The organism is Pseudomonas sp. R1-6 (genome assembly GCF_051132115.1).
Taxonomy (GTDB): Bacteria; Pseudomonadota; Gammaproteobacteria; order Pseudomonadales; family Pseudomonadaceae; genus Aquipseudomonas.
In genome coordinates, this window is sequence record NZ_CP071662.1 from 2711490 (window position 1) to 2734478 (window position 22989).

At 62.1% G+C, this 22989-nt stretch carries 19 protein-coding genes; 12 read left to right on the forward strand and 7 right to left on the reverse strand.

The annotated features are described in order from the left end of the window. The first annotated feature begins 89 nt into the window (after nucleotides 1–89). A complete protein-coding gene (locus tag J3P81_RS12320; RefSeq protein WP_434564021.1) occupies nucleotides 90–353 on the forward strand; it encodes a DUF2790 domain-containing protein in 264 nt (87 codons plus the stop codon). On the opposite strand, the gene J3P81_RS12325 is transcribed toward J3P81_RS12320, so the two are convergent. Beyond that, nucleotides 246–2666 carry a molybdopterin cofactor-binding domain-containing protein gene (locus J3P81_RS12325; protein ID WP_434564022.1) on the reverse strand — a complete coding sequence of 807 codons (2421 nt, stop codon included), beginning with the start codon at nucleotides 2664–2666 and terminating at the stop codon, nucleotides 246–248. The two genes, J3P81_RS12320 and J3P81_RS12325, sit on opposite strands and share 108 nt — an antisense overlap. 14 nt (nucleotides 2667–2680) lie before the next feature. Next, nucleotides 2681–3154, reverse strand: a complete 474-nt coding sequence (locus J3P81_RS12330) for a (2Fe-2S)-binding protein (protein WP_420763984.1) — start codon at nucleotides 3152–3154, stop codon at nucleotides 2681–2683. A gap of 260 nt (nucleotides 3155–3414) precedes the next feature. Here J3P81_RS12330 and J3P81_RS12335 point away from each other — a divergent pair, with 260 nt between their 5' ends. Beyond that, nucleotides 3415–4344 (forward strand): MBL fold metallo-hydrolase, encoded by a 930-nt coding sequence (locus tag J3P81_RS12335; RefSeq protein WP_434564023.1) that lies wholly within the window; start codon nucleotides 3415–3417, stop codon nucleotides 4342–4344. Between the two features lie 113 nt (nucleotides 4345–4457). On the opposite strand, the gene J3P81_RS12340 is transcribed toward J3P81_RS12335, so the two are convergent. From J3P81_RS12340 to J3P81_RS12355, 4 genes are read right to left on the reverse strand one after another with little or no spacing between them, the layout of a single operon-like run. Beyond that, nucleotides 4458–4616 (reverse strand): hypothetical protein, encoded by a 159-nt coding sequence (locus tag J3P81_RS12340; protein ID WP_434564024.1) that lies wholly within the window; start codon nucleotides 4614–4616, stop codon nucleotides 4458–4460. After that, on the reverse strand, nucleotides 4613–6022 hold the full coding sequence (locus J3P81_RS12345) for a sensor histidine kinase (protein WP_434564025.1): 1410 nt from the start codon (nucleotides 6020–6022) through the stop codon (nucleotides 4613–4615). Before J3P81_RS12345 ends, J3P81_RS12340 begins: the two co-directional genes overlap by 4 nt. Beyond that, nucleotides 5991–6677: a response regulator transcription factor gene (locus J3P81_RS12350; RefSeq protein WP_434564026.1), complete on the reverse strand. Its 687-nt coding sequence runs from the start codon at nucleotides 6675–6677 to the stop codon at nucleotides 5991–5993. Before J3P81_RS12350 ends, J3P81_RS12345 begins: the two co-directional genes overlap by 32 nt. Beyond that, a complete protein-coding gene (locus J3P81_RS12355; protein WP_434564027.1) occupies nucleotides 6677–7480 on the reverse strand; it encodes a MipA/OmpV family protein in 804 nt (267 codons plus the stop codon). The genes J3P81_RS12350 and J3P81_RS12355 overlap by 1 nt, the downstream gene beginning before the upstream one ends. Before the next feature lie 209 nt (nucleotides 7481–7689). On the opposite strand from J3P81_RS12355, the gene J3P81_RS12360 reads away from it, so the two are divergent. Both J3P81_RS12360 and J3P81_RS12365 read left to right on the forward strand, forming a co-directional pair. Then, nucleotides 7690–8829, forward strand: a complete 1140-nt coding sequence (locus J3P81_RS12360; protein ID WP_434564028.1) for an efflux RND transporter periplasmic adaptor subunit — start codon at nucleotides 7690–7692, stop codon at nucleotides 8827–8829. Next, on the forward strand, nucleotides 8826–11930 hold the full coding sequence (locus J3P81_RS12365; protein WP_434564029.1) for an efflux RND transporter permease subunit: 3105 nt from the start codon (nucleotides 8826–8828) through the stop codon (nucleotides 11928–11930). The genes J3P81_RS12360 and J3P81_RS12365 overlap by 4 nt, the downstream gene beginning before the upstream one ends. Before the next feature lie 138 nt (nucleotides 11931–12068). Here J3P81_RS12365 and J3P81_RS12370 read toward each other — a convergent pair whose 3' ends face one another. Beyond that, nucleotides 12069–12959 (reverse strand): LysR family transcriptional regulator, encoded by an 891-nt coding sequence (locus J3P81_RS12370; protein WP_039588554.1) that lies wholly within the window; start codon nucleotides 12957–12959, stop codon nucleotides 12069–12071. Nucleotides 12960–13117: 158 nt separating this feature from the next. Between J3P81_RS12370 and J3P81_RS12375 the strand changes: the two genes are divergently transcribed. The 8 genes from J3P81_RS12375 (at nucleotide 13118) to J3P81_RS12410 (ending at nucleotide 22926) form a co-directional block, all read left to right on the forward strand. Further along, entirely contained in the window at nucleotides 13118–14200 is a 1083-nt protein-coding gene (locus tag J3P81_RS12375) for a 4-oxalomesaconate tautomerase (RefSeq protein ID WP_434564030.1), read from the forward strand. Nucleotides 14201–14255: 55 nt separating this feature from the next. Beyond that, nucleotides 14256–15560: a CitMHS family transporter gene (locus J3P81_RS12380; protein WP_434564031.1), complete on the forward strand. Its 1305-nt coding sequence runs from the start codon at nucleotides 14256–14258 to the stop codon at nucleotides 15558–15560. A 91-nt stretch (nucleotides 15561–15651) separates the two neighbouring features. Continuing rightward, complete coding sequence (locus J3P81_RS12385; protein WP_434564032.1) at nucleotides 15652–16905, forward strand: OprD family porin; 1254 nt, start codon at nucleotides 15652–15654, stop codon at nucleotides 16903–16905. A 116-nt stretch (nucleotides 16906–17021) separates the two neighbouring features. After that, nucleotides 17022–17726, forward strand: coding sequence for a heavy metal response regulator transcription factor (locus J3P81_RS12390; RefSeq protein WP_420763975.1), 705 nt, complete (start codon nucleotides 17022–17024; stop codon nucleotides 17724–17726). After that, nucleotides 17726–19099, forward strand: coding sequence for a heavy metal sensor histidine kinase (locus tag J3P81_RS12395; RefSeq protein ID WP_420763974.1), 1374 nt, complete (start codon nucleotides 17726–17728; stop codon nucleotides 19097–19099). Before J3P81_RS12390 ends, J3P81_RS12395 begins: the two co-directional genes overlap by 1 nt. Before the next feature lie 1076 nt (nucleotides 19100–20175). Beyond that, nucleotides 20176–20436, forward strand: a complete 261-nt coding sequence (locus J3P81_RS12400; protein ID WP_434564033.1) for a DUF2790 domain-containing protein — start codon at nucleotides 20176–20178, stop codon at nucleotides 20434–20436. A gap of 41 nt (nucleotides 20437–20477) precedes the next feature. After that, the gene (locus tag J3P81_RS12405) at nucleotides 20478–21533 is read left to right on the forward strand and encodes an SDR family oxidoreductase (protein ID WP_434564034.1); all 1056 of its coding nucleotides are present in this window, start codon (nucleotides 20478–20480) and stop codon (nucleotides 21531–21533) included. 70 nt (nucleotides 21534–21603) lie between these two features. Next, on the forward strand, nucleotides 21604–22926 hold the full coding sequence (locus J3P81_RS12410; protein ID WP_434564035.1) for an NTP/NDP exchange transporter: 1323 nt from the start codon (nucleotides 21604–21606) through the stop codon (nucleotides 22924–22926). Nucleotides 22927–22989 lie beyond the last annotated feature (63 nt).

Consider the following 22989-nt stretch of genomic DNA (forward strand, 5'->3'; position numbering starts at 1 on the left):
ACACCCCAGATACCTCGCCGGCGTCAAATGAGCCCATCGAGACAGCACAAGCCGTCTCAGCTACTCACTCAAACGTCGGAGACATCGCCATGAACGTCAAGAATCTCAGCATTGCTTCACTGTTCGCCGTCCTCAGCCTCGGCGCTCTGGCAGCCAACGCCCAGGACGCCGTCAAGCCGCATACCTACATGTACGGTGATAACCTGGACATCGCCAAGGTGCTGTCGGTCAAGCAAGGGATGGGCTCAGGCTGCGGCGTCGTCGAGTCGCGAATGACCTACCTGGATTCCACCGGGGCGATCCAGGCGCTGGACTACAGCGCGATCGAGCAGGATTGCGGTCAGGGCAATTGAAGAAACGGGTGTCCCATGTGGCTGTGGCGAGGGGATAAAACCCCTCGCCAAGGTTTGGCGTTCGCTCCCAATCAAGCCAGGCTGAACGGGCAACTGCCGCAGGGGTTTGCCCGTCAGGCTGGCAATGGCATTGGCAAACGCCGGGGCCAAGGCGGGCAGGCCGGGTTCGCCCATGCCGGTCGGTGGCTCAGCGCTCGGGACGATGTGGACGGCAATTTGCGGCATGTCGGTGATACGCGGCACGCTGAAGTCGGCAAAGTTGCTTTGTTGCACGACACCGTCCTTCAACGTCACGGCGCCACCAGGCAGGCACATCGACAGGCCCATCAGCGCAGCGCCTTGGACCTGGGCTTCGATGCTGCGTGGGTTGACCGCCAGATTGCAGTGCACGCCCGCCGTGACGTTATGGAGCACGGGACGGCCATCCTGCACCGAGGCTTCGACCACGTAGGCCACCACCGAGCTGAACGACTCGTGCACCGCCACGCCCCAGGCTTGACCGGCGGGTAACTGGCGCTTGCCGTAGCCGCTCTTGTCCACCGCCAACTGTAGCGCGTCGCGATGACGCGGGTTCTGGTCGCCAAACAGCTTCATGCGGTACGCCACCGGGTCCTGCTTGGTCGTGCGGGCGATGTCGTCGAGCAGCGTCTCCATCACGAAGGCGGTGTGGGTCGAGCCGACGCTGCGCCACCACAGTACGGGCACGTTGAGCTTGGGATGATGCACCGTCAATCGCATCGGCAGCGGATACGGATCGCGCAGGCCTTCGGTGGCGGTGGGGTCGATGCCGTTTTTCATCTGCCCGGCGAACAAGGTGCCGGTCAAGATGGATTGCCCCACCAGCGCGTGGTCCCAGGCCAACACCTTGCCGCTGTCGTCGAAGCCGATCCGCGCGCGGTGAAGGTGCATGGGGCGGTAGTAGCCGCCCTTGATGTCGTCTTCACGGCTCCAAAGGGTGCGGATGGGGGCATCGAGCCCGGCGGCGCGGGCCGCCTTGGCCACTTCGCAAGCCTGTACGACGAAATCATTGGTGGGCACGCCGCGCCGGCCGAAGCCACCGCCCGCCGTCTGCACATTCACCTGGACCTGCTCGGGCTTGAGATTGAGCACCTTGGCCGCTGCCGCGCCGTCGCCGCCGGGAAACTGCGTACCCACCCACAACTGCGCACGGCCCTCGGACAACTGGACGGTGCAGTTCAGCGGCTCCATGGGCGCATGGGCCAGATAAGGAAATACGAACTCGGCTTCCAGTTGATGGGGCGCCGACGCCAGGGGCTTCATGTCGGCATCGAAGTGGAGCGGTCCGGATTGGCCGGCCAGTTCGCGGTACTGGGCCAGTTGTTTTTCCGTGTCGACTTTTTCGACCTTGGCTACGTCCCATTCGACCTTCAGCGCATCACGCGCCAGCTTGGCCTGCCAGTAACCGTCGGCGATCACCGCGACGCCTTCGGCACCGCCGTCCAACGGCACGCGCAGCACGGCTTTTACACCTTTGGTCGCGCGTGCGGCGCTGTCGTCCAGGGAGGCGATGCGGGCACCAAATACCGGTGGATGGGCGACCACGGCGGTCAGTTGCCCCGGCAGATGCACGTCGATGCCGAAATCCTGTTGCCCGCTGCTCTTGGCCTTGGCGTCGAGGCGGGTGGTGGCCTGGCCGATGAGGCGGAAGTCCTTGGGGTCCTTGAGCGTGACCTTCTCCGGCACGGGCATCGCCATGGCGGCTTCGGCCAACTCACCGTAGGTGGCCTTGCGACCGCCAGGGCCAAGCACCGCGCCGTTTTGCGTGGTCAGGCTGGAGGCGTCGACATTCCAGCGCGCCGCTGCGGCGGCCAGCAGCATTGAACGGGCCCGGGCGCCCAGTTCGCGGTATTGGGTGTAGCTGTTCTTGATCGAATTGGAGCCGCCGGTAAGGTGAATGCCAAAGGCCGGATCCATGTACGCCGCGTCGTTGCTGCCGTTGCGCGTGCGCACCAGGCTCCAGTCGGCGTCGAGCTCTTCGGCGAGGATCATCGGCAGGCCGGTCTGCACGCCCTGGCCGAACTCAAGGCGATTGATGGTCACCGTCACCTCGCCGTTAGGCGCGATCTGGACGAAGGCAGAGGGTTGCTGGGTCGGCTTGAGTGGGCCTTCGCCCGCGCCGTTGGCCTGTTCGGCCAGGGCCAGGTGAGGAAAAGCCCCCAAGGCCAGGCCGCCGATGCCGACGATCTTGAGGAAGCTGCGGCGGGGCAGGGTCGCGGGACCGTCCGCGTCATCGCGTTCGAGCAAGTGCTGCAAGGCTCGCGGAAGTTCGGTTGGAAAAATCTCGTTCAGCATGGCGCAACTCCCTGTCAGGCGAGGGCTTTGGCGGCGTCGGCCACCGCGGCGCGGATTCGTGCGTAGGTGCCGCAGCGGCAGATATTGCCGGCCATGGCCGAGTCGATCTCGGCCGGTGTCGGCTGCTTGCCCTTGGGCTGGGCCTTGAGAAACGCGGTCGCGCTCATGATCTGCCCGCTCTGGCAGTAGCCGCACTGCGCCACGTCATGCTTGACCCAGGCTTCGTGCACCGCGGTGCCTACCGGGTCGCTGCCGTCGGTGGCCGCCTCGATGGTCGTGATCTTCCTGCCAACCGCCGCGGCTATCGGCGTCACGCAGGAGCGAATGGCCTGGCCATCCAGATGAACGGTGCAGGCGCCGCACAAGGCCGCACCGCAGCCGAACTTGGTGCCGGTCATGCCCAGCGTGTCGCGCAGGGCCCAGAGAATAGGGGTGCCAGGGTCTACGTCAACCGTGTGCTCACGGCCATTGATATTGAGGGCGCTCATAGTCGGACCAGCTCCAGATGGTTGGGCACCGATTACTATAGAAAGCATTGGGCGCGATAGCTTGCACGATCCGGTCCGATGATTGCCCAATCTTGCAAATCACCCAGCCATTCGTTTGAAACGACCACGCCAAGATGTAGGCACGGCATACCCGCGTATGATATCGGGCGCGCCATACCGCGATGCACACTCGTCCTCCAGGTGATCCGTTGTTCTACCAATGGATACGGATTCGCCTCATCCAGCACAGGAGAGCGATCATGACGATGCATCTGCAAGACACGCCGCAAAAAACCATCCAGGGAGTACCCGCGACCGAGGAACTGGTTCCGTCGCGCTACGCACTCAAGGTCGGCGACATCGATGTACTGGTGGTGAGCGACGGCGTGCTGCCGCTGCCGACCTCGACCATGTCCACCAATGCCGACCCCGCCGCACGTGCTGCCTGGTTCAAGGACATGTTCCTTGGCCCGGACGCGTTCGATTGGGCGTTGAACGTGCTGGTGGTGCGCAGCGGCGAGCAAACCCTGCTGGTCGACGCGGGGCTGGGCGGGCAGTTCCCCGGCTTCCCACGTGCAGGGCTGTTTCCAAAGCGGCTGGAGGCGGCCGGCATCGAGCTTTCCTCCATTACCGACGTGGTCATCACCCATATGCATATGGATCACATAGGCGGCCTGCTCGTCGACGAGGTACGGAACCGCCTGAGCCCGGACGTGCGGATCCATGTTTGCCAAACCGAGGTCGATTTCTGGGCGGAGCCTGACTTCTCCCGCACCGTCATGCCCGCGCCGATACCGGACGTGCTGCACACGACCGCGCGGCAGTTCATGGAGGCATACCACGACAAACTGCACACCTTCGAGCAGGAGCATGAAGTGGCGCCGGGTGTCGTGGTCAAACGCACCGGCGGGCATACCCCGGGGCACAGTGTGGTGCATGTGACGTCTGGCCGCGAAAAGCTCACGTTTGCCGGCGACGCCTTGTTTCCGGTGGCTTTCGACCATCCCGATTGGCAAAACGGCTTCGAGCATGACCCTGAAGAAGCGGTGCGCGTTCGCGTACGGTTGATGCAAGAGGCCGCGGCAAGCGGGGAGCTGTTCGTGGCGACCCACCTTTCGTTTCCTTCCGTGGGCCGTGTGGCGGTGGATGGCGACGCGTTTCGTTGGGTGGCGGGGTCCTGGGATTATTGAGTGCTGGCTGGGCTTGGATGTCAGTTCGGGCCCAGCGTAACGAACCAAGTCGCGACGTTGTCACTTCGAACTCAGTTGCACCGGCGTCGTCTCGATCAGCCGTCGCGAGCGGATCACCGACTTGGTTTGCTCGATGTAAAGCTTGAAATGTCGATCTCAAGTTGCGCGATACGGACCACGGCCGTGGAAGGGAAGCTTTGCGCCGATGCCCAGCCACCAGCAAAGAGACCCGGTACTAACGCGCATGCGAAAAACAGGCGATGGATTTTCATGAACTCTCCTGACTGCTATTTATACTCGGTGAATCGGTGAAAGGCGGGGACAAACAAAACGCCAATCCCGGTTCCGCCCTGTGCGCAACCAGTGTCCACCCGTGTGCGCGAGCGATCTCCTGGCAGATGGTCAGCCCCAGTCCCGCGCCGTGATCGCGCCGATGGGCGCCGCGCCAGAAACGAGTGAATATGTGGGGCAGTTGCGCTTGCTCCACGCCGGGGCCCCAGTCGCGCACGGTCAACTGGTCGGCGGTACATTGCACCCGCACCTGCGTGCCTTCAGGCGCGTGCTGGATGGCGTTTTCCAGCAGGTTTTTCAGCAGCGTGAACAGGGCGCTGCGGTCGGCCTGCCAAGGCGTTTGCGTGGCCGTATGCCCTGTAAGGACGATGCCGACCCGCGCGGCGTCGGCCATGCGTTGCAGGTAGTCTGCGGCTTGCTGCACCACTTCCCCGACGTTCACGGCGGCAAAGCTGTAGTTGTGGGCCTCGCTGGTCTCGGCCAGCAGCAGTAATTGTTGAACCTGGCGTGTCATGTGCTCGACGTCATCGAGCAGCGAGTCGCGGGTCTTGTCTGGAGCCATCAATTCGATTTGCGCGCGGATCAGCGCCAGTGGCGTCTTCAGTTCATGGGCCGCGGTCGCGAGGAACTCCTGCTGCACGCGGTATCCCTGTTCCAGGCGTTCAAGGGCGCTGTTGAAGCTGCTGACCAGTGGCGCGACTTCCGACGGCACGGTTTTGCTGTCCAGGCGTGAATGCAAGGATCGAGGGGAAATGGCCGCCGCCGATTCCGAGACTTCGCGCAGTGGCTTGAGCGCATACCCCAGCGTGAAATAGGCGCAAGCGCCGAAGACAAAAAGCAGCACCAGGCTGAACAGGACGATACCGGCCCCCATGAAAGGCCAGGCGAAACCCTGATGAAGCAGTTCCATCAGTCGTTCGCTGACGGCAAATTGCAGATACCAGATCGTGCCGTCGCGCTCCACCGGGGCGGTGGCGGCGTACATCAGCATGCCCTCACGCTCGAACTTGAAGCGCCCTTGGTCCGAAGGCGGTGATTTGGCGACCGGCGACCAGAATGCCTCGTCGGTGGAGGCCAGGACGACGTTTGCCTGCGAGTCCAGCACGCGATAGCCGATCTCCGCCCCCAGGCTCTTGAAGGTCCAGACGCGATCACCTTCGCTGTCATCGAAGCCGGTAGGATGGCCCGCAGCGTCGAACATCAGCTTGCCGGCGAGTTCATGGGTGCGTTCGGCGACGTCGGTGGTCAGGAGGATATCGCTCCTGGACGTAATGAGCGCGACAGCGCCCAGCGCAATCAGCAAGATACTCAAGCCCACGCCGGCGACGTAGGCGAGCAGGACCTTGAAACTGATGCTATTGCGCCAGGTCGTCTTGACGAAGGGCATAGCCCAGGCCTCTCAAGTTGACTATCCGTTGGTGGGAGCCGATCGCCAGGAGCTTGCGGCGAATACGATGCAAGGCCACGTCGAGGGCGTTTGGCGTCACGGCTTCGCTCAAGCCCCACGCAGCCGCCTCGATGGCGCTGCGACGGACGATTTCACCGGGCTTGCGCAGTAACAACAACATGATCTGCATTTCCGCCGGTGCCAGTGGAACGCTGCCTTTGACGCTGCACATGACCCCTGCGTCGGGTTGCACGCTGAGGTCGCCGTGTGACGGCGCCAAGGGGCGGCGCTCCACGGGGCGGCGCAACAAGGCCCGCACGCGTGCGACCATTTCGTCCATGGCGAATGGCTTGGGCAGGTAGTCATCTGCCCCGGCGTCCAGGCCTTCGATCCGGTCATGCAGCGCGTCGCGGGCCGTCAGCACCAGGCAGGGCACGCCCAACCCGGCGTTGCGCAAGCGTTCGAGCAGTAGCAGCCCATCGCCATCCGGCAAACCTCGGTCGAGAATCAACGCCTGGTAGGGCACCTGTTGGATGGCCGCCCATGCCGCATCGATGCGGCTGATGACGTCGACGGCGATGCCTGCGCTCGACAAACCCTTGCACACCAGTTGCGCCAGACGCTCATGGTCTTCGACCAGCAGTATGCGGCTCATCAGAAACGGTACAGGTAGCCGAACAGCGCGCTGTTTTCGGTAGATCGATCTACCAGCGGGCTGTCCTTGATTTCATCGGACAGGCTCGTGGCCTTGAGGTCCAGAAACACGGAGTGATGATCATCGAACATATAGTTTCCACGTAAGCCGATTTCGGTGTTCATGCCGGACTTGCCATCATAGGCTGCCCGATCGGCGCGAGCTTCATTTTCCCGGACGCCGAAGTAGTAGTCGACGTAGTTGTCGTCCTGCCAGATGGCGGCCAGCCGTGGCGTGAGCCTGATGTGCTCGCCGAAATTCCAGGACCGTTCCAGGCCCAGGGTGAAGCGCTGGCCCTTGCTGTTGCTCGAAACGTCGCCCAACCACTCGGCGCTGACATCGGCCAGGTCGTTGCGCCACTGCACCTTGCCCCCCGCCCAAAAGCCGCCCTTGCGGTCGCTCATTCCGTCCAGGATGCGGGCGTCATCGTCATCATAGCCACTGAAATCGTACTCACCGACGAGGCTGAATTCGAGTTGCTGGGTGTCGCTGATGTCCAGGCTCGGCAATTTGATCTCGGCGGTTGGGCCAAAGACGCGCACATATTCGTTTTCAAAATAGATCAGCGGCAGGACCTCGCTGTCACGGTCGATGCCTTTGTAGGGCTGTTGGCTGCTGGCTGCACCCACGCCGAGGCCCCAAGCGGAGCCTTCAGACTCGTCGGCACTGGCCGCGATCGGTGAGCACACGCCCAGCACAAGCGCGGAGCTGGCGATGGTCAGCCGGATCGCAAGGTAAGGTTTCGATAAGGTCAAGGCGCGCATGGAAGTCTCCGGATCGGTGGGATGAATGCATGCCTATCGTTGAGAACTTCTTCTTACTGAACACTTACGGTTCGGCATGGCTAACCGCCTTTTGCCGGTAAGTGTTGCGAAAGACTGCCTGTCGGATAGTGGCCGTCTCGAGCAATCGCGCCATGTGGATGTATCGGCACCCGCGAGCGATGCGAACCCTGCGCAGGAATCCGATCCCCATGAAAAGAAAAACCTGCCACGTCGTTCTGTTTGTCGCGACCATCGCCTGCACCGTTGCATTGGTGATGATGGGCCTGTCGCCGGACCCGCGACCGCCCGGTTCTGAACATCACCCCAGACCGGCAATGACCGTGGCCGTCACCCGGCTTGAATCGGCCATGCTGCCGGTGCGCATCCAGGCCAATGGCAACATCATGGCGTGGCAGGAAGCGAGCGTCGGCACCGAGGCCGATGGCTTGCGGTTGGCCGAGGTCATGGTGAACGTTGGCGATGTGGTGCGGCGTGGCCAGGTGCTTGCAACGTTCAGCTCCGATACGGTGGCCGCCGAACTCGCGCAACGTCGCGCGGCCACCGCCGAAGCACACTCGGCCCTGGCCGAAGCCCGGGCCATCGCGCGGCGTGCCCGGCAGTTGCAGTCGAGCGGGGCGCTTTCGCAGCAGCAGGTCCATCAACATGTGACAGCCGAACGCACGGCGCAGGCAAGGCTTGAGGCGGGCGAGGCCGCCGAACGATTGCAGCACCTGCGCCTGGCCCAGACCCGCGTCCTGGCGCCCGACAACGGAGTGATATCGGCGCGCAGTGCCACGGTGGGCGCCGTATTACCCGCCGGCCAGGAGCTGTTTCGCCTGATCCGCGAGAGCCGGCTCGAATGGCGCGCCGAGGTCGCGGCAGCGGATCTCGCGAAATTCCATCCCGGCCAGCTTGCGCGTGTGGTGCCGGTCAATGGCGCGGCGATCGAGGGCAGGGTGCGCAGGGTTGCGCCCACGGTGGACATGCAGACCCGCAATGGCCTGGTGTATGTCGACCTGCCCGCCGACACGGCGGCGCGTGCCGGGATGTTTGCCCGTGGCGAGTTCGACGTCGGGGCCGAGCGGATGGCGACGCTGCCGCAAACTGCCGTGCTGCAGCACGACGGCTTCAGTTACGTCTTGCAGGTCGGCGCGGCGTTCCAAGTGGCCCAGGCCAAGGTGACAGTAGGGCGCCGCGTCGGCGATCGAATCGAGATCACCGCTGGCATCGACAGCACCGCCGCCGTGATCGAAGCCGGAGGCGGTTTTCTCGCTGAAGGTGACCTTGTCCGCGTCGTCCAGGGGCGCACCCAACCGATACACAATCTCACCAGCGGGAGCGCGCAATGAGCCTTAACGTGTCGTCCTGGTCGATCCGCAACCCAACGCCTTCGGTGCTGTTGTTCATCCTGCTGACATTTGCCGGCGCGATGGCCTTCTGGAAGATGAAGGTGCAGAACTTTCCCGACATCGACCTGCCCATGGTCGCTATCTCAGCCGAGCTGCCGGGTGCTTCGCCGGTCCAGCTGGAAAACGATGTGGCCCGCAAGATCGAGGATTCTCTCGCCACCGTGCAGGGCGTCAAGCATATCCAGAGCACCTTGACCGACGGCAACGCCGATATCACGGTTGAGTTCCGCCTCGGCAAACCCACCCAGGAAGCGCTCGATGACGTTCGTGATGCGGTTTCCAGGTTCCGGGCAGACCTGCCCGCCGACCTGCGCGACCCGGTGATCAGCAAGATCGAGGTTGCTGGCACGCCGATCCTGACCTACACGGTGTCGGCCACGGGCCTGGACGAAGAGGCGCTGTCATGGTTCGTCGACAACACCCTCAGCAAGGCCTTGCTGGCTGTCCCTGGCGTGGGCGCAGTCGAGCGTGTCGGTGGGGTGACGAGGGAAATCCGCATCGATCTGGACCCGGCACGCCTGTTGGCCTTGAATACCACGGCGCTGGATATTTCTCGTCAACTTCGCCAGATCCAGCAAGAGGCCTCCGGCGGGCGCGTGGATCTGGGTGGCATCGAGCAAACGGTGCGTACGCTTGCCACGGTACGGTCGGCCAATGAAGTCGCGATACTGGACGTGACCTTGAGTGACGGCAGGCGAGTGCGGCTCGACCAGGTCGCGACGGTATCCGATACCGTTGGCGAGCGACGTTCGGCGGCGCTGCTGGACGGCGAGCCGGTGGTCGCGTTCGAAATCGTACGGGCAAAAGGGGCCGGGGAAATCGAGGTCGATGAAGGTGTACGCGCCGCCCTTGAGCGGCTCAAGAACCGACATCCTGGAATCACGTTCAACCAGGCGTTCAGTTTCGTCGAGCCGGTGATCGAAAATTACCAGGGTTCCCTGCACCTGCTCTACGAGGGCGCGGCACTGGCGGTGCTGGTGGTGTTCCTGTTCTTGCCGGATTGGCGAGCGACCTTCGTCTCGGCTGTCGCGCTGCCGCTGTCGGCGATACCGACATTCGCGGTGATGCACTGGATGGGGTTCACGATCAACACCGTTACGCTGCTGTCGCTGTCGCTGGTGGTCGGTGTGCTGGTGGACGACGCCATCGTCGAAGTGGAAAACATCGGGCGTCACTTGCAGATGGGCAAGAAACCCTACCAGGCGGCCATGGATGCCTCTGAGGAGATCGGCCTGGCGGTGGTCGCCACGGCGTTTACGTTGATTGCGGTGTTTCTGCCCACCGCGTTCATGAGCGGCACGGTCGGCAAGTTTTTCGTCCAGTTCGGCTGGACGGCGGCCACGGCGGTATTTTTCTCTCTCGTTGTCGCGCGCCTGCTGACGCCCATGATGGCGGCCTACCTGATGCGCGCCCCGAAAAAACCCGAGCCCAGGGTGGCCGGATGGGTGACGCACTACTTGTCCTGGGCCCGCTGGTGCCTGCGTCATCGAGCCGTGACCGCTGTTGGCGCAGCGATTTTTTTTGTCGGCGGGTTGATGCTCGCGGCAGCGTTGCCGCGCACCTTCATGCCGCCCGATGACGACTGGCAAACCCAGGTCACCCTCACGCTTGCGCCCGGTAGCAGACTGGGCGACACCCTGGTGCTGGCCGAGCAGGCGCGGGGGATAGTCCGGCACAACCCCCAGGTGAAAAAGGTCTACACCGCCGTCGGGGACGGCAATGCCGGCACCGACCCTATAGGAGCGGGCGGCAACGTCAAAAATGTCCGCACGGCGGTGCTGACACTTAACCTGACGCACCGCAACGATCGACCCGGACTGAGTAAGCAACAGATCGAGAAACAATTGCGCGAAGCCCTCGCGATACTGCCCGCAACGCGGGTGAAGGTGGGCATGGGCGAGTCGGAAAACTACGTGCTGGTGCTCGCCGGCGAAGACGGCGCCTTGCTCACCCGGCATGCGCAGCTGGTGGAGCGCGAACTGCGCGGCGTGCCTGGCGTGGGAGCGGTGATTTCGACCGCGAGCCTGAAACGCCCCGAACTGCTGGTGCGACCCGATTTCGCCAGGGCGGCCGACCTTGGCGTGACCTCCGCAGCTATCGCCGACACCCTGCGCGTCGCCACCTTGGGTGACTACGACCAGGCGCTCGCCAAACTCAATTTCAGTGAACGGCAAGTGCCTGTTGTCGTGCGCTTGACCGACGCCGCTCGTCAGGATTTCGAGACGCTCAAGCGCCTGCCGGTGCCCGGCGCCCGTGGTCCGGTGCCGCTGGAAAATGTCGCGTCGCTGGAGATCGCCAGCGGCCCGGCGCAGATCGAACGTTTCGACCGCATGCGCAACGTCAACATCGAAATCGAGACAAACGGCCAGCCATTGGGCGACATTGAACAAGCAGTGCTTGCCTTGCCGAGCCTGCAAGCACTGCCGCCCGGCCTGGTGCGCACTTCGGTGGGAGATGCCGAAGCCATGGGGGAGCTTGCCTCGGGATTCGGCGTGGCGATGCTGACCGGGGTGTTGTGCATCTATATGGTCCTGGTCCTGTTACTGAAGGACTTCCTGCAACCGCTGACCATTCTCGCCGCCCTGGTGCTCTCGGTGCCAGGCGCCTTCCTTGCGCTGTTCGTCACCGGCTCGACATTGTCGATGCCGTCGATGATTGGGCTCATCATGCTAATGGGGATTGCCACGAAGAATTCGATTCTGCTGATCGACTACATCCTCCTCGCGCGCCGAGACCACGGATTGACGCGCTCTGAAGCGATCATCGATGCCTGCGGCAAGCGTGCGCGGCCCATTGTCATGACGACAATCGCCATGGGCGCCGGCATGATGCCCATCGCACTCGGTTGGGGGGCTGACCCGAGCTTCCGCGCGCCGATGGCCATCGTGTTGATTGGCGGGCTTATCACTTCGACAGTGCTGAGCCTGCTGGTCATTCCCGTAGTGTTTTCCTTGGTGGACGACGGCGCGCAGGGAATATATGCGCGTATGCGTAACATCACGGGTAATGAAGCGGTGGGGGCTCACTCCGAGCACTCATGAAGCCGACCCAAGCCCCTGTTGCGCGACAGGGACAAGGCGCTCTGAGAAACAATGCGTCAGCGTCCTGGCGCCTTGTTCTCGACCAAGCGTTGTGGTGAGCGAGTATGGCATCGATTGGCCGGTGCATAGCGTTGGCCTCTACTGTGGCCACTGCTCCAGCAGGATCGAGACGAACTTTTCCGCAGCGGGGGAAAGGGAGGCACCGCGTCGATAAACCAGGCCCAGCGACCGATTCACCACCGGCTCGATCAGCGGTACGCTGACCAGCGTCGGATGATCGACCGCCGGCATCGCCAGGCTGGGCATCGCCGACACGCCGAGGCCAGCCTCGACCAAGCCCAAGGATGTGGACAGGTGCTGCACTTCGTAGAACCACTGCGGACGCCAGCTCAGGCCTGACAAGGCGTGGTCAAGCAGCATGCGGTTGCCACTCAAGCGACCGACACCGATCAGCCGATAGTCGCTGAGCTCCGACCAGGTGACCGCACTGCGGCCAGCGAGCTCATGGTCTCGTCGGCAGGCCAGCACAAAGGGTTCGTTGACCAGGGGCACGAACTCGATGTCCGGGTGCTGGCCACTCATCATGTTGATGCCGAAGTCAGCTTCGCCACGCAGTACAGCCTCCAATCCTTCGTTGGCACTGAGATCGAGCAGGCGTATGCGGATCTTCGGGTAGCGTTCGTTATAAAGCCGGATTACCGAGGGCAGAAAATAGAACGCCGCCGTCGGGATGCAGGCCAAGGTCACTCGGCCGATCTGCCGCTCGGCCAATTCGCGGATATTGAGAATGGAATCGTCAAAATCATCCAACAAGCGCCGCGCCTTAGGCAGGAAATCACGCCCAACGCTGGTCAGGCTGACCTTTCGCGTCGTGCGGTCGAGCAAGGCGGTGCCTAATCCTTCCTCAAGCTTTTTCATCCGTCGGCTGAGGGCGGGCTGGGATAGGTGCAGTGCATCGGCGGCTTCATGGAAACTGCCAAGTTCGGCGATCTTAACGAAAGATCGGATGTCCTGAAGTTCATATTCCATCAATTTTTCTCGCTACCAAGTTCCAAAGAACTCCAAAATAATTCTTTTGCGAAACGCAATAATAACTCCGATCTTTGCATTGGAAACACTTTTTAAACCCTGCCACTCTTGTGCACAGAGCATCAATTATCCAGATTGATCAACAAGAGTTAGTGGTCATGCAACGAATTCCTTGTGTACTCATGCGCGGCGGCACTTCCAAAGGTCCGGTTTTTCTCGCCTGGGATTTGCCGGCAACGATTCCTGAACGTGACGAGTTGCTGCTCAACCTGATGGGTTCTGGCCATGAGCTGGAGATCGACGGCATCGGGGGTGGTAGTCCACAAACCAGCAAGGTGGCGATCGTCAGCCCATCGCTGCACCCTGAAGCCGACGTGGATTACCTGTTTGTCCAGGTCATGGTTTCCCAGCGCCGGGTCGACACTGCACCCAACTGCGGCAACATGCTCTGTGCCGTCGGCCCGTTCGCAATTGAGCAAGGGCTGGTCAAGGCCACAGGCGACCTGACCCGCGTGCGGATCCGCAACCTCAATACCGGAACCTTCGTCAATGCCGAGGTCCAGACACCTCAGGGCAAGGTCAGCTACGAAGGCGACACTGCCATCGACGGTGTACCGGGTACGGCCGCTCCAGTGCAACTGACCTTTCTCGACGCAGCCGGCAGCAAGACCGGAAAACTCTTCCCCACGGGGCAATCCGTCGACTTGATCGATGGCATCCCGGTGACTTGCATCGACATGGCCATGCCGATGCTGATTGTCGAGGCCGGCCAGCTCGGCAAGCGTGGCGACGAAAGCCCCGCCGAGCTTGATGGCGATACGGCGTTCTTGCAGCGCTTGGAGTCCTTGCGCTTGAAGGCCGGCCTGGCGATGGGCCTGGGCGACGTCAGCGACAAAGTGATTCCCAAGCCAGTGCTGGTCTCGACGGCCACGTGCGGCGGGACGATCCAGGTGCGCTACTTCATGCCGCATAGCTGCCATCGCGCCTTGGCGATTACCGGTTCCATCGGGCTGGCGACGGCCTGCGTGACCGACGGCAGTGTCGCGGCCAACCTGCTTGGCGGCGTCAGCGAACCACGCCTTCAGCGGGTGCGCATCGAGCACCCCAGTGGCGGTATCGATGTCGTGTTGTCCTACACCGGCGAAAAGGGTGAGACCATTCGCGCCTCGGTGGTCCGTACCGCCCGCAGGCTTTTCTCAGGTTTTGTCTACGCCACGGTTCCCCAGCGCCTGGCCGGATGACCCGGGCAGACTTTGTCATTGCATCAGCCACTCATAACAACAAGAGAACTGACTTATGCTCGCTTTACTTGGCTTGGCCATGGTGGTGGTCTTCACCTTTCTGATAATGACCAAACGGCTGTCGCCGATCGTCGCCCTGACGATCGTGCCGATAGTCTTCGCGGTGATCGGCGGCTTCGGTGGGACCACTGGCAAGATGATGCTGGATGGGCTGAAGATGGTTGCACCGTCGGCGGCATTGCTGTTGTTCGCGATTCTTTTTTTCGGTCTGATGATCGACGCGGGCCTGTTCGACCCGCTGATCCGCAAGATCCTCAAGCGGGTCAATGGCGACCCGATGAAAATCGCCGTGGGCACCGCACTGCTGTCGCTTCTCGTTGCACTGGACGGTGACGGCACGACGACCTACATGATTACCTGCGCCGCGATGCTGCCACTGTACAAGCGCATCGGCATGAATCCGATGATCCTGGCGACCGTCGCGATGCTTTCGCTGAGCATCATGAGCGGCATGACGCCTTGGGGCGGGCCGGCGACCCGGGCCATCGCGGCACTCGGCCTGGATGCCGGCGAGTACTTCGTGCCTTTGTTGCCGACTATGATCGGTGGCGCGATGTGGGTGGTGTTCACCGCGTTCCTGCTGGGTCGTGCCGAGCGCAAGCGTATCGGCAACATTCAACTACAGAGCGGAGGCGGCGATTGCTATATCAAGGCCATCCTGGAGGACACGCCGCACAAGCGTCCGAAACTGGCCTATGTCAATTTGATGTTGGTCGTCGCAGTCATGGTCGCGCTGGTGATGGGCCTCATGCACTCGGCGATCCTGTTCCTGATCGGTTTCGTCCTGGCGCTGGTGATCAACTATCCGCAGCTGGACATCCAGAAAGAGCGCATTCTCGCCCACTCGGGTAACGCCATGACCGTGGTCCTGCTGGTGTTCGCGGCGGGTATTTTCGCCGGAATTTTCTCCGGAACGAAAATGGTCGATGCCCTGGCGCAAACGCTGGTCGACTGGATTCCGCCTTCCTGGGGCCATTTGTTCCCCTTGGTGGTGGCAATTACCAGCATGCCGCTGACGTTCGTATTGTCCAACGATGCCTATTACTTTGGGGTCGTTCCTATCCTGGCTAACGCCGCTGCCGCCTACGGGATTCACCCGGTCGAAATAGCTCGGGCGTCCATCCTCGGTCAGCCGGTGCACCTGATGAGCCCATTGGTGGCCTCGACCTTGTTGCTGGTGGGCATGGTCGATCGCGACCTGGGCGATTTCCAGAAAGCCACCATCAAATGGGCGGTGCTCACCTCAATCGTAATAACGGCGCTGGCGCTTCTGACCGGGGCGCTGACGCTGTTCTCCTGATTCACCCGACACCCTTTAGTCTTTGCCTGACGCTCCCCGCATGGGGAGTGCGCCGGCCTGCGCGCCAAATAACAACAACGAGACACTCGACATGAGTATTTACCTGATTCGCGGGGTTCTGTTTCCGATCCTTGGTCTGCTGCCGTTGGCCAACGCCAGTGCAGAGGGATTCGTCGACGACAGCAAGCTCAAATTGCAGTTGCGCAATGTTTACTTCAACGAGAACTTTCGCGATGAACATGGCATGAGTGCGCGAGCGGCGCGGACCGCCAAAAGCGAGCGCACCGAATGGGCTCAGGGCTTGCTGTTGGATTATCAGTCAGGCTACACGTCAGGCACGGTCGGTTTCGGCGTCGATGCCCTGGGCCTGCTCGGATTCAGGCTTGATTCGGGGCGCGGTCGTAGCGGCACTGGCTTGCTACCGGTCCATGACGACGGTCGTGCCGCAGAAGAGTTCGCCAGCGCGGGGATGACCGCCAAGGCCCGACTGGCAAAAACCACGTTCAAATACGGCACGCTGCTGCCCAAGAACCCAGTACTGATCTACAACGACGCGAGGCTGCTGCCCCAGACCTATCAGGGCGGGCAGGTCAGCAGCAACGACATCGACAACCTCACCCTGACGGGGGGGCGGCTGGAACGTTTCAAACTGCGCGATTCAAGCGACAGCATGCCGATCGTGCCCGACGGCTACAGTGGCAACGAGTCAGGCGACTTCATTTATGCCGGCGCCGACTACAAGCTGGGAAAGAACATTCGCTTGAGCTATTTCTATGGCGAACTGGAAAACTTCTACCGGCAGAACTTCGCCGGTGTCCAATATGACCTACAGCTCGGTCCCGGCGTGCTCACCAGCGACCTGCGCTACTTCAACAGTGCCGATTCGGGCTTGGCCCATGGCGGTAAAGTCGACAATGACATGTTCAGCGGCTCGCTGTCGTACGTTGCCCTCGGCCACACGTTCAGTGCCGGTTACCAAAAGCTGAGCGGGGAAGGGGGTTTGCCATACATCAGCGGCGCCACGGTCTATTCCTTCAGCAACGTCGGGATCGGCAAGTTCATCGAGGAAGATGAAAAGACCTGGATGCTCGGCTACGGCTACGATTTCGCTCGCCTAGGCGTGCCCGGCCTGACGTTTTCCAGCCGCTACCTCAGTGGCGCCGATGGCAAATCCAACAGCGTCGTGAACGAGTGGGAGCGCGACGCCGAAGTCGCTTACATCGTGCAGCAAGGTAAATTGAAGGGGTTGGGTGTCAAATTGCGTAACTATGTCTATCGCTCCGACTTTTCACGGGGACGCGATAGCAACCGTGTCTACGTCACTTATGACGTCGCGCTTTGGTAGGGTCTGGGTTCGCGGGGGGGGGCTTTCTGACAAGAATGTCAGCAAGCCGTCAGCCTCCGGACACCTTCTGCGTCTAGACTCTTCTGGTTGCCCCGCTTTCGTAGAGGAGTCACCAGATGCGCTTGCTGATCGTCGAGGACGAAGAAAAAACCTCCTCCTATGTCCACCGCGGCTTGAGCGAGCTCGGCTACATTGTCGATGTCGCGACGAACGGCATCGATGGCTTGCACTATGCCCTGGAGCTTGAGTACGACGTGGTCATCCTCGATGTCATGTTGCCGGGCAAGGACGGCTATGCCGTGTTGCAGGGCCTGCGCCTGCACAAAAAAACCCCGGTGATCATGTTGTCGGCCAGGGGCACGGTGGATGATCGCGTCCGGGGGTTGCGCGAGGGTGCTGACGACTACTTGGGCAAGCCCTTTTCGTTTGCCGAGCTGGTGGCGCGCGTCCAGGCGTTGATCCGCCGTCGCGCCGATGATGCGGCCGATCCCACGCATCTGCGCATCGACGACCTGGAGGTCGACCTGCAAGCTCGCAAGGTCACCCGGGCCGGTTTGCGGCTGGACCTCACGGCAAAGGAGTTCTGCCTGTTGAGCCTGCTGGCGCGACACCAGGGGGAGATTCTTTCCAAATTGATGATTGCCGAGCAGGTCTGGGACATGAATTTCGACAGCGATGCCAACGTGGTGGAGGTCGCGATCAAGCGTGTGCGCGCCAAGGTGGATGCGCCATATCCACGCAAATTGCTGCATACCGTGCGCGGAATGGGCTATGTATTGGAAAGTCGTGAAGCGGACGACAGGCACGTTGGGATGGTGTGATGAAAGGATCGATCTCCAAGCGGCTCGCCCTGATGTTTGCCCTCGCGGTCATGCTTATCACCGCGGTCAGCGCAACGCTGCTGCGCTGTTCCTTGAAGCAATCGCTCGAAGACCAGATGCAGAACGAGCTGATCCTGCGGCATTCGGTTCTCGATCCGGTGCTCGCGAAATATGATTCACCGGAATTCTGGGTGGGGCTGCGGCAAAAGCTCGACGGCCTGACACCCACCGATGAGCGCGTGCGTTACTGGGTCCTGGTCGATAACCCGGCCTACAGCTATGGCGGGGCGATGCCGGACGGCCAGGATTGGTCAAAGCGTCCGGATGGGTTTTCCACGGTCGCCATCCCTGACCGGGATCGCCCCATGGTGCTGATGATCGAAACCATCGCGGCCATGGGCAGCCGGCCGGAGGTGCGTTTTATCGTGGGGCTCGATTCGACGCCGTTCATGAAGACCCTGAATAATTTCACCAAGACGTTGATCGTAACGTCCGCGTTGGGTGTCGTGCTGGTCGCGCTGCTGGGGTATTGGATCGCGCGTTTTGGCCTGGGACCGGTCCGGCGCCTGAGCCGCCAGGCCAACAGCCTGCCGCCGGGGGATTCCAAGCAACGGCTGGACACCGAGGCGTTGCCTGGTGAGTTGCAGGAGCTGGCGGTGTCGTTCAACGGCGCCCTGGCTCGCCAGGAGGCCGCCTGGTGCCAGCTCGAAGGGTTCAATGCCAATGTCGCCCACGAATTGCGCACGCCCTTGACCAACCTGATCGGCCAGACCCAGGTCGCCCTGGCCCACGGCCGGGACGTGAATGAGCTTCAAGACCTGCTGCAATCGAACCTCGAAGAGCTGGAGCGGATGGGCACCATCGTCAATGACATGCTATTCCTGGCGGGTGCCGAAAGCGGGCAGCGAGCCACGGAGCTGAGCGATGTCTCGCTCTATGAAGAGGCCTCCAAGACAGTGGACTACCTGGAGCCGGTCTTGCACGACAAGCAGTTGAGCGTGGTGATTCAAGGCGACATGCGGGTGTGCATCGACCGACGCCTGTTCCACCGTTCCCTGGCCAACCTGATCCAGAATGCTGCGCGATACGCGGTACCGACCAGCACGATCACGGTAAGCCTGGTCAGCCATGGCATGCAGGCCGAGGTGAGCGTGTCCAATGCTGGCGAGCCGATTGATAACGTTCATCTGCAGCGTCTGTTCGAGCGCTTCTACCGGGCCGACGCCGCCCGGGCCCGCAGTGACGCGCATCATGGCTTGGGGCTTTCCATCGTACGGGCGGTGGCCTCCATGCACGGCGGTCGCGTGTTCGCCCACAGCAAGGACGGGCTCAATACCTTCGGGTTCTCGTTGACAAGCCAGGCAGCGCGTTAGTCCGCCTTCAGTCCCCGTTGCCCGTGATACAGCCATCGCGAGCAGGCTCGCTCCCACATTGGATCTGCGGCTGACTTGAATCCCGAGGGCAACACACCCCCCCTGTGGGAGCGAGCTTGCTCGCGAAGACGCCGGCACATTCAGCATCTTCCTCAACTGAAGCACCGCCATCGCGAGCAGGCTCGCTCCCACACTGGATTTGCGGCTGACTTGAATCCCAAGGGCAACACAACTCCCTGTGGGAGCGAGCTTGCTCGCGAAGACACCGGCACATTCGGCATCTTCATCAACTGAAGCACCGCCATCGCGAGCAGGCTCGCTCCCACACCGGATTCGCGGCTGACTTGAATCCCAAGGGCAACACAACCCCTGTGGGAGCGAGCTTGCTCGCGAAGACGCCGGCACATTCAGCATCTCCATCAACTGAAGCACCGCCATCGCGAGCAGGCTCGCTCCCACATTGGATCTGCGGCTGACTTGAATCCCAAGGGCAACCCAACCCCCTGTGGGAGCGAGCCTGCTCGCGAAGACGCCGGCACATTCAGCATCTTCATCAACTGAAGCACCGCCATCGCAAGCAGGCTAGCTCCCACACTGGATTTGCGGCTGACTTGAATCCCAAGGGCAACACACCCCCTGTGGGAGCGAGCCTGCTCGCGAAGACGCCGGCACATTCAGCATCTTCCTCAACTGAAGCACCGCCATCGCGAGCAGGCTCGCTCCCACATTGGATCTGCGGCGGACTTAAATCCCAAGGGCAACACAACTCCCTGTGGGAGCGAGCTTGCTCGCGAAGACACCGGCACATTCAGCATCTTCATCAACTGAAGCACCGCCATCGCGAGCAGGCTCGCTCCCACATTGGATCTGCGGGTGACTTGAATCCCAAGGGCAACACACCCCCTGTGGGAGCGAGCCTGCTCGCGAAGACACCGGCACATTCGGCATCTTCATCAACTGAAGCACCTCCATCGCATTGGCGTTTGACATGTTCCTGACAGGCACCGGTCACCTTGACGTCAGCGTCCCGCTCTTAAAGTTCAACCACCATCCCGGTCAGGACAGTGGAGTCCACCATGAACATTCAAACCTTGTCGGTCGCCAGTCTGCTGGCAGTGATCACGTTGAGCGGTTCGCCTCTGTTTGCCAAAGAGCAAACCCCTATTCCGGCTTATGAGTACGGCATGCCGTTGGACGTTGCCCAGGCCCTGCGTATCGAGGAGCCGAAATCAGCCGTATGCGAGGTCGCGCAGGCAAAGATGACCTACGTAGACACCCAAGGACAGATCCGGCACGTCAGTTTCCTTCAGCAGACTGACGCCTGCGCCATTCAGTAAGCCCGGTCGCGCCGGTTGCCACCCAATCAAGGAACTCAATCATGTGGAATAGAACGATCACCCCCGCCGTTGGCTTTTCATACAACATCAGCAAGCTCATGAGGCTGGCCCGTACGTTGACGGCCGGCGTCGCGCTCCTCAGTGCGATGAGTCTTGAAGCATCGGATCGTGCCGCGCCGAAACCCGACTGGTCGACCCGTGACATGCCCTCCCAGAAGGGCCGGATCGTGCTGGTTACCGGCGGCACCAGCGGCATGGGCTACGAAGATGCGCTGGCGTTGGCGCGCGCCGGCGCCGAAGTGATTATCGCGGCGCGTAACCCGGAGCGGGGCGCGGAGGCCATCAAGCGTATCCGCCAGGCCGTACCCGACGCCAAGTTGCAGTTCGAGCCCGTCGACCTGGCCAACCTGTCATCGGTGCGCGGCCTGGCCGAGCGGCTCAACCAGCGATTGCCGCGCCTCGACGTGCTGATCAACAACGCCGCCATCATGGCGCCGCCGGAGCGGGGCACCTCCGCCGATGGCTTTGAGCTTCAGCTGGCGACCAATTACCTGGGGCACTTCGCGCTGACTGGCCTGCTGGTTCCGCTTCTGCGCCAAAGCGACGACGCGCGAGTGGTAAGCCTTTCCAGCATCGCGGCCACGCGCGGCGCGGTGAATCTCGATGACTTGCAGTCCGAGGAGAAATACGACCCTTATGCAGCCTATGCCCAGTCGAAACTGGCTGTGCTCCAGTGGTCGTTCGAATTACAACGGCGTAGTGACGCGCAAAAATGGGGTATCCGCAGCATTGCCGCCCATCCCGGCGTGGCCGTCACCGAACTGATCGCCCGCGGCCCGGGCGTCAATAGCGTGTTCGGCCAGCGCTGGGCGAAGGATCGCGATGCGTACCATTCCGCGGCACAAGGTGCGCTGCCCACGCTCTACGGGGCCACCGCCGAGCAGGCCGTTGGCGGTGCCTACTACGGCCCGACGGGCGATGAGGAAAAACGCGGCCCGCTGGGGTTCGCCAAGACACCGCCAGCCGCGACCAACGAAGCGGACGCCGAACGGCTCTGGGCCGCCTCCGAACGTCTGACCGGCGTTACCTATCGCTGAACCGGTCATGGCGCGAGTGTCCGTCTCGCGCCTGCTCTCTAGCCTGCTGCCGCCTCCCTCTGGAGTTTTCATGAGTACGACTTCCTACTTGCATCGGCTGAGTCTCGCCCTCAACGCCCGCGACGGCGAGCTGCGTCCGGCGCTGTGCGGGTTCCTGCTGTTTCTTTGCCTGTTTACCGGTTACTTCATGCTGCGTCCGATCCGCGAATCGATGGGCATTGCAGCAGGCGTCGAGAACTTGCAATGGCTGTTTACCGCGACCTTCCTGGTCATGCTCGCGGCCGTTCCGCTGTTCGCCTGGCTCAGTTCCCGGGTGCCGCGACTGCGTCTGATCGACTGGGTCTACGGCTTTTTCGGCATTAACCTGTTGATGTTCGTCGAGTTCTTTCAATTCCAACCGGACAGCGTCTGGCTGGCCCGGGTGTTTTATGTCTGGATATCGGTTTACAACCTGTTCGTCGTGTCGGTGGCCTGGAGCTTGATGGCGGATGTATTCGACAGCGAGCAGGCCAAGCGCTTGTTCGCGTTCATCGCCGCCGGCGCCAGTGTCGGCGGCCTGTTGGGGCCGGCCCTGAGCGCTTTGCTTATCGACATCGTGGGTGCGTCAGGCTTGATGCTGTTGGCGGCGGTGTTGCTCGGTGCGACGCTTGTGTTGAAACGGACCTTGATGAACTGGCGTGAAGAAGGTGGGGCGGGGCGGCCCGGTGCTGCGCCCACGCAAAGCCCCCGACAGCCGTTGGCCGGCAATCCGTTGAGTGGGATAGTTGCCGTGCTTCGCTCGCCTTACTTGTTGGGCATCGCCGGTTTCGTAGTGTTGTTGGCGACGGTCAGTACGTTTCTCTATTTCGAGCAAGCGCGTCTGGTGGCCGAACACTATCCGGACCGCGCCTCGCAAGTTCGCATCTTCAGCACCATCGACATCATCGTGCAGGCCGGTGCGTTGCTGTCCCAGCTATTCATCACCGGCAGAATCGCACCGAGGCTTGGCGTGCGCGCGTTGCTGGCTATCGTCCCGTTGCTGATGTGCATCGGCTTCCTGGGCCTGGCCCTGGCGCCTGGGTTTGCGCTGCTGGCGACCCTGATGATTGTGCGACGCATCGGCGAATACGCATTCGTGCGGCCGGGCCGGGAGATGCTCTTCGCACCGCTGGATGCTGAAAGTAAATACACAGCCAAGAACTTCATCGACACCGTGGTCTATCGCGCCGGCGACGCCATGAGCGGCTGGGCCAAGAGCCTGCTCGACCAACTGGGCCAAGGGGTAGGGGTGGCGGCAATGGTGGGTGCGTGTTGCGCGTTACTGTGGGGTTACCTGGGCTGGCAACTGGGGCGACAGGCGGATTGCGCCGCATCAAGGGAACTGCGCCTGGCGGCCATTTCGGCCAGGGCATGACGCCTGTGCATTTGCATCGCGGCGTGGCGCTAACGACTTGAACGTCTACCGCGATGCAGCCTC

Bases quoted from the DNA above. Each gene is read 5' to 3' on its own strand.
- J3P81_RS12380 (WP_434564031.1), top strand. From the start codon at position 14,256: ATGCTCGCTTTACTTGGCTTGGCCATGGTGGTGGTCTTCACCTTTCTG.
- J3P81_RS12395 (WP_420763974.1), top strand. From the start codon at position 17,726: ATGAAAGGATCGATCTCCAAGCGGCTCGCCCTGATGTTTGCCCTCGCG.
- J3P81_RS12375 (WP_434564030.1), top strand. From the start codon at position 13,118: ATGCAACGAATTCCTTGTGTACTCATGCGCGGCGGCACTTCCAAAGGT.
- J3P81_RS12350 (WP_434564026.1), bottom strand. From the start codon at position 6,677: ATGAGCCGCATACTGCTGGTCGAAGACCATGAGCGTCTGGCGCAACTG.
- J3P81_RS12330 (WP_420763984.1), bottom strand. From the start codon at position 3,154: ATGAGCGCCCTCAATATCAATGGCCGTGAGCACACGGTTGACGTAGAC.
- J3P81_RS12390 (WP_420763975.1), top strand. From the start codon at position 17,022: ATGCGCTTGCTGATCGTCGAGGACGAAGAAAAAACCTCCTCCTATGTC.
- J3P81_RS12365 (WP_434564029.1), top strand. From the start codon at position 8,826: ATGAGCCTTAACGTGTCGTCCTGGTCGATCCGCAACCCAACGCCTTCG.
- J3P81_RS12320 (WP_434564021.1), top strand. From the start codon at position 90: ATGAACGTCAAGAATCTCAGCATTGCTTCACTGTTCGCCGTCCTCAGC.
- J3P81_RS12355 (WP_434564027.1), bottom strand. From the start codon at position 7,480: ATGCGCGCCTTGACCTTATCGAAACCTTACCTTGCGATCCGGCTGACC.
- J3P81_RS12345 (WP_434564025.1), bottom strand. From the start codon at position 6,022: ATGCCCTTCGTCAAGACGACCTGGCGCAATAGCATCAGTTTCAAGGTC.
- J3P81_RS12385 (WP_434564032.1), top strand. From the start codon at position 15,652: ATGAGTATTTACCTGATTCGCGGGGTTCTGTTTCCGATCCTTGGTCTG.
- J3P81_RS12325 (WP_434564022.1), bottom strand. From the start codon at position 2,666: ATGCTGAACGAGATTTTTCCAACCGAACTTCCGCGAGCCTTGCAGCAC.
- J3P81_RS12410 (WP_434564035.1), top strand. From the start codon at position 21,604: ATGAGTACGACTTCCTACTTGCATCGGCTGAGTCTCGCCCTCAACGCC.
- J3P81_RS12400 (WP_434564033.1), top strand. From the start codon at position 20,176: ATGAACATTCAAACCTTGTCGGTCGCCAGTCTGCTGGCAGTGATCACG.
- J3P81_RS12335 (WP_434564023.1), top strand. From the start codon at position 3,415: ATGACGATGCATCTGCAAGACACGCCGCAAAAAACCATCCAGGGAGTA.
- J3P81_RS12340 (WP_434564024.1), bottom strand. From the start codon at position 4,616: ATGAAAATCCATCGCCTGTTTTTCGCATGCGCGTTAGTACCGGGTCTC.
- J3P81_RS12360 (WP_434564028.1), top strand. From the start codon at position 7,690: ATGAAAAGAAAAACCTGCCACGTCGTTCTGTTTGTCGCGACCATCGCC.
- J3P81_RS12370 (WP_039588554.1), bottom strand. From the start codon at position 12,959: ATGGAATATGAACTTCAGGACATCCGATCTTTCGTTAAGATCGCCGAA.
- J3P81_RS12405 (WP_434564034.1), top strand. From the start codon at position 20,478: ATGTGGAATAGAACGATCACCCCCGCCGTTGGCTTTTCATACAACATC.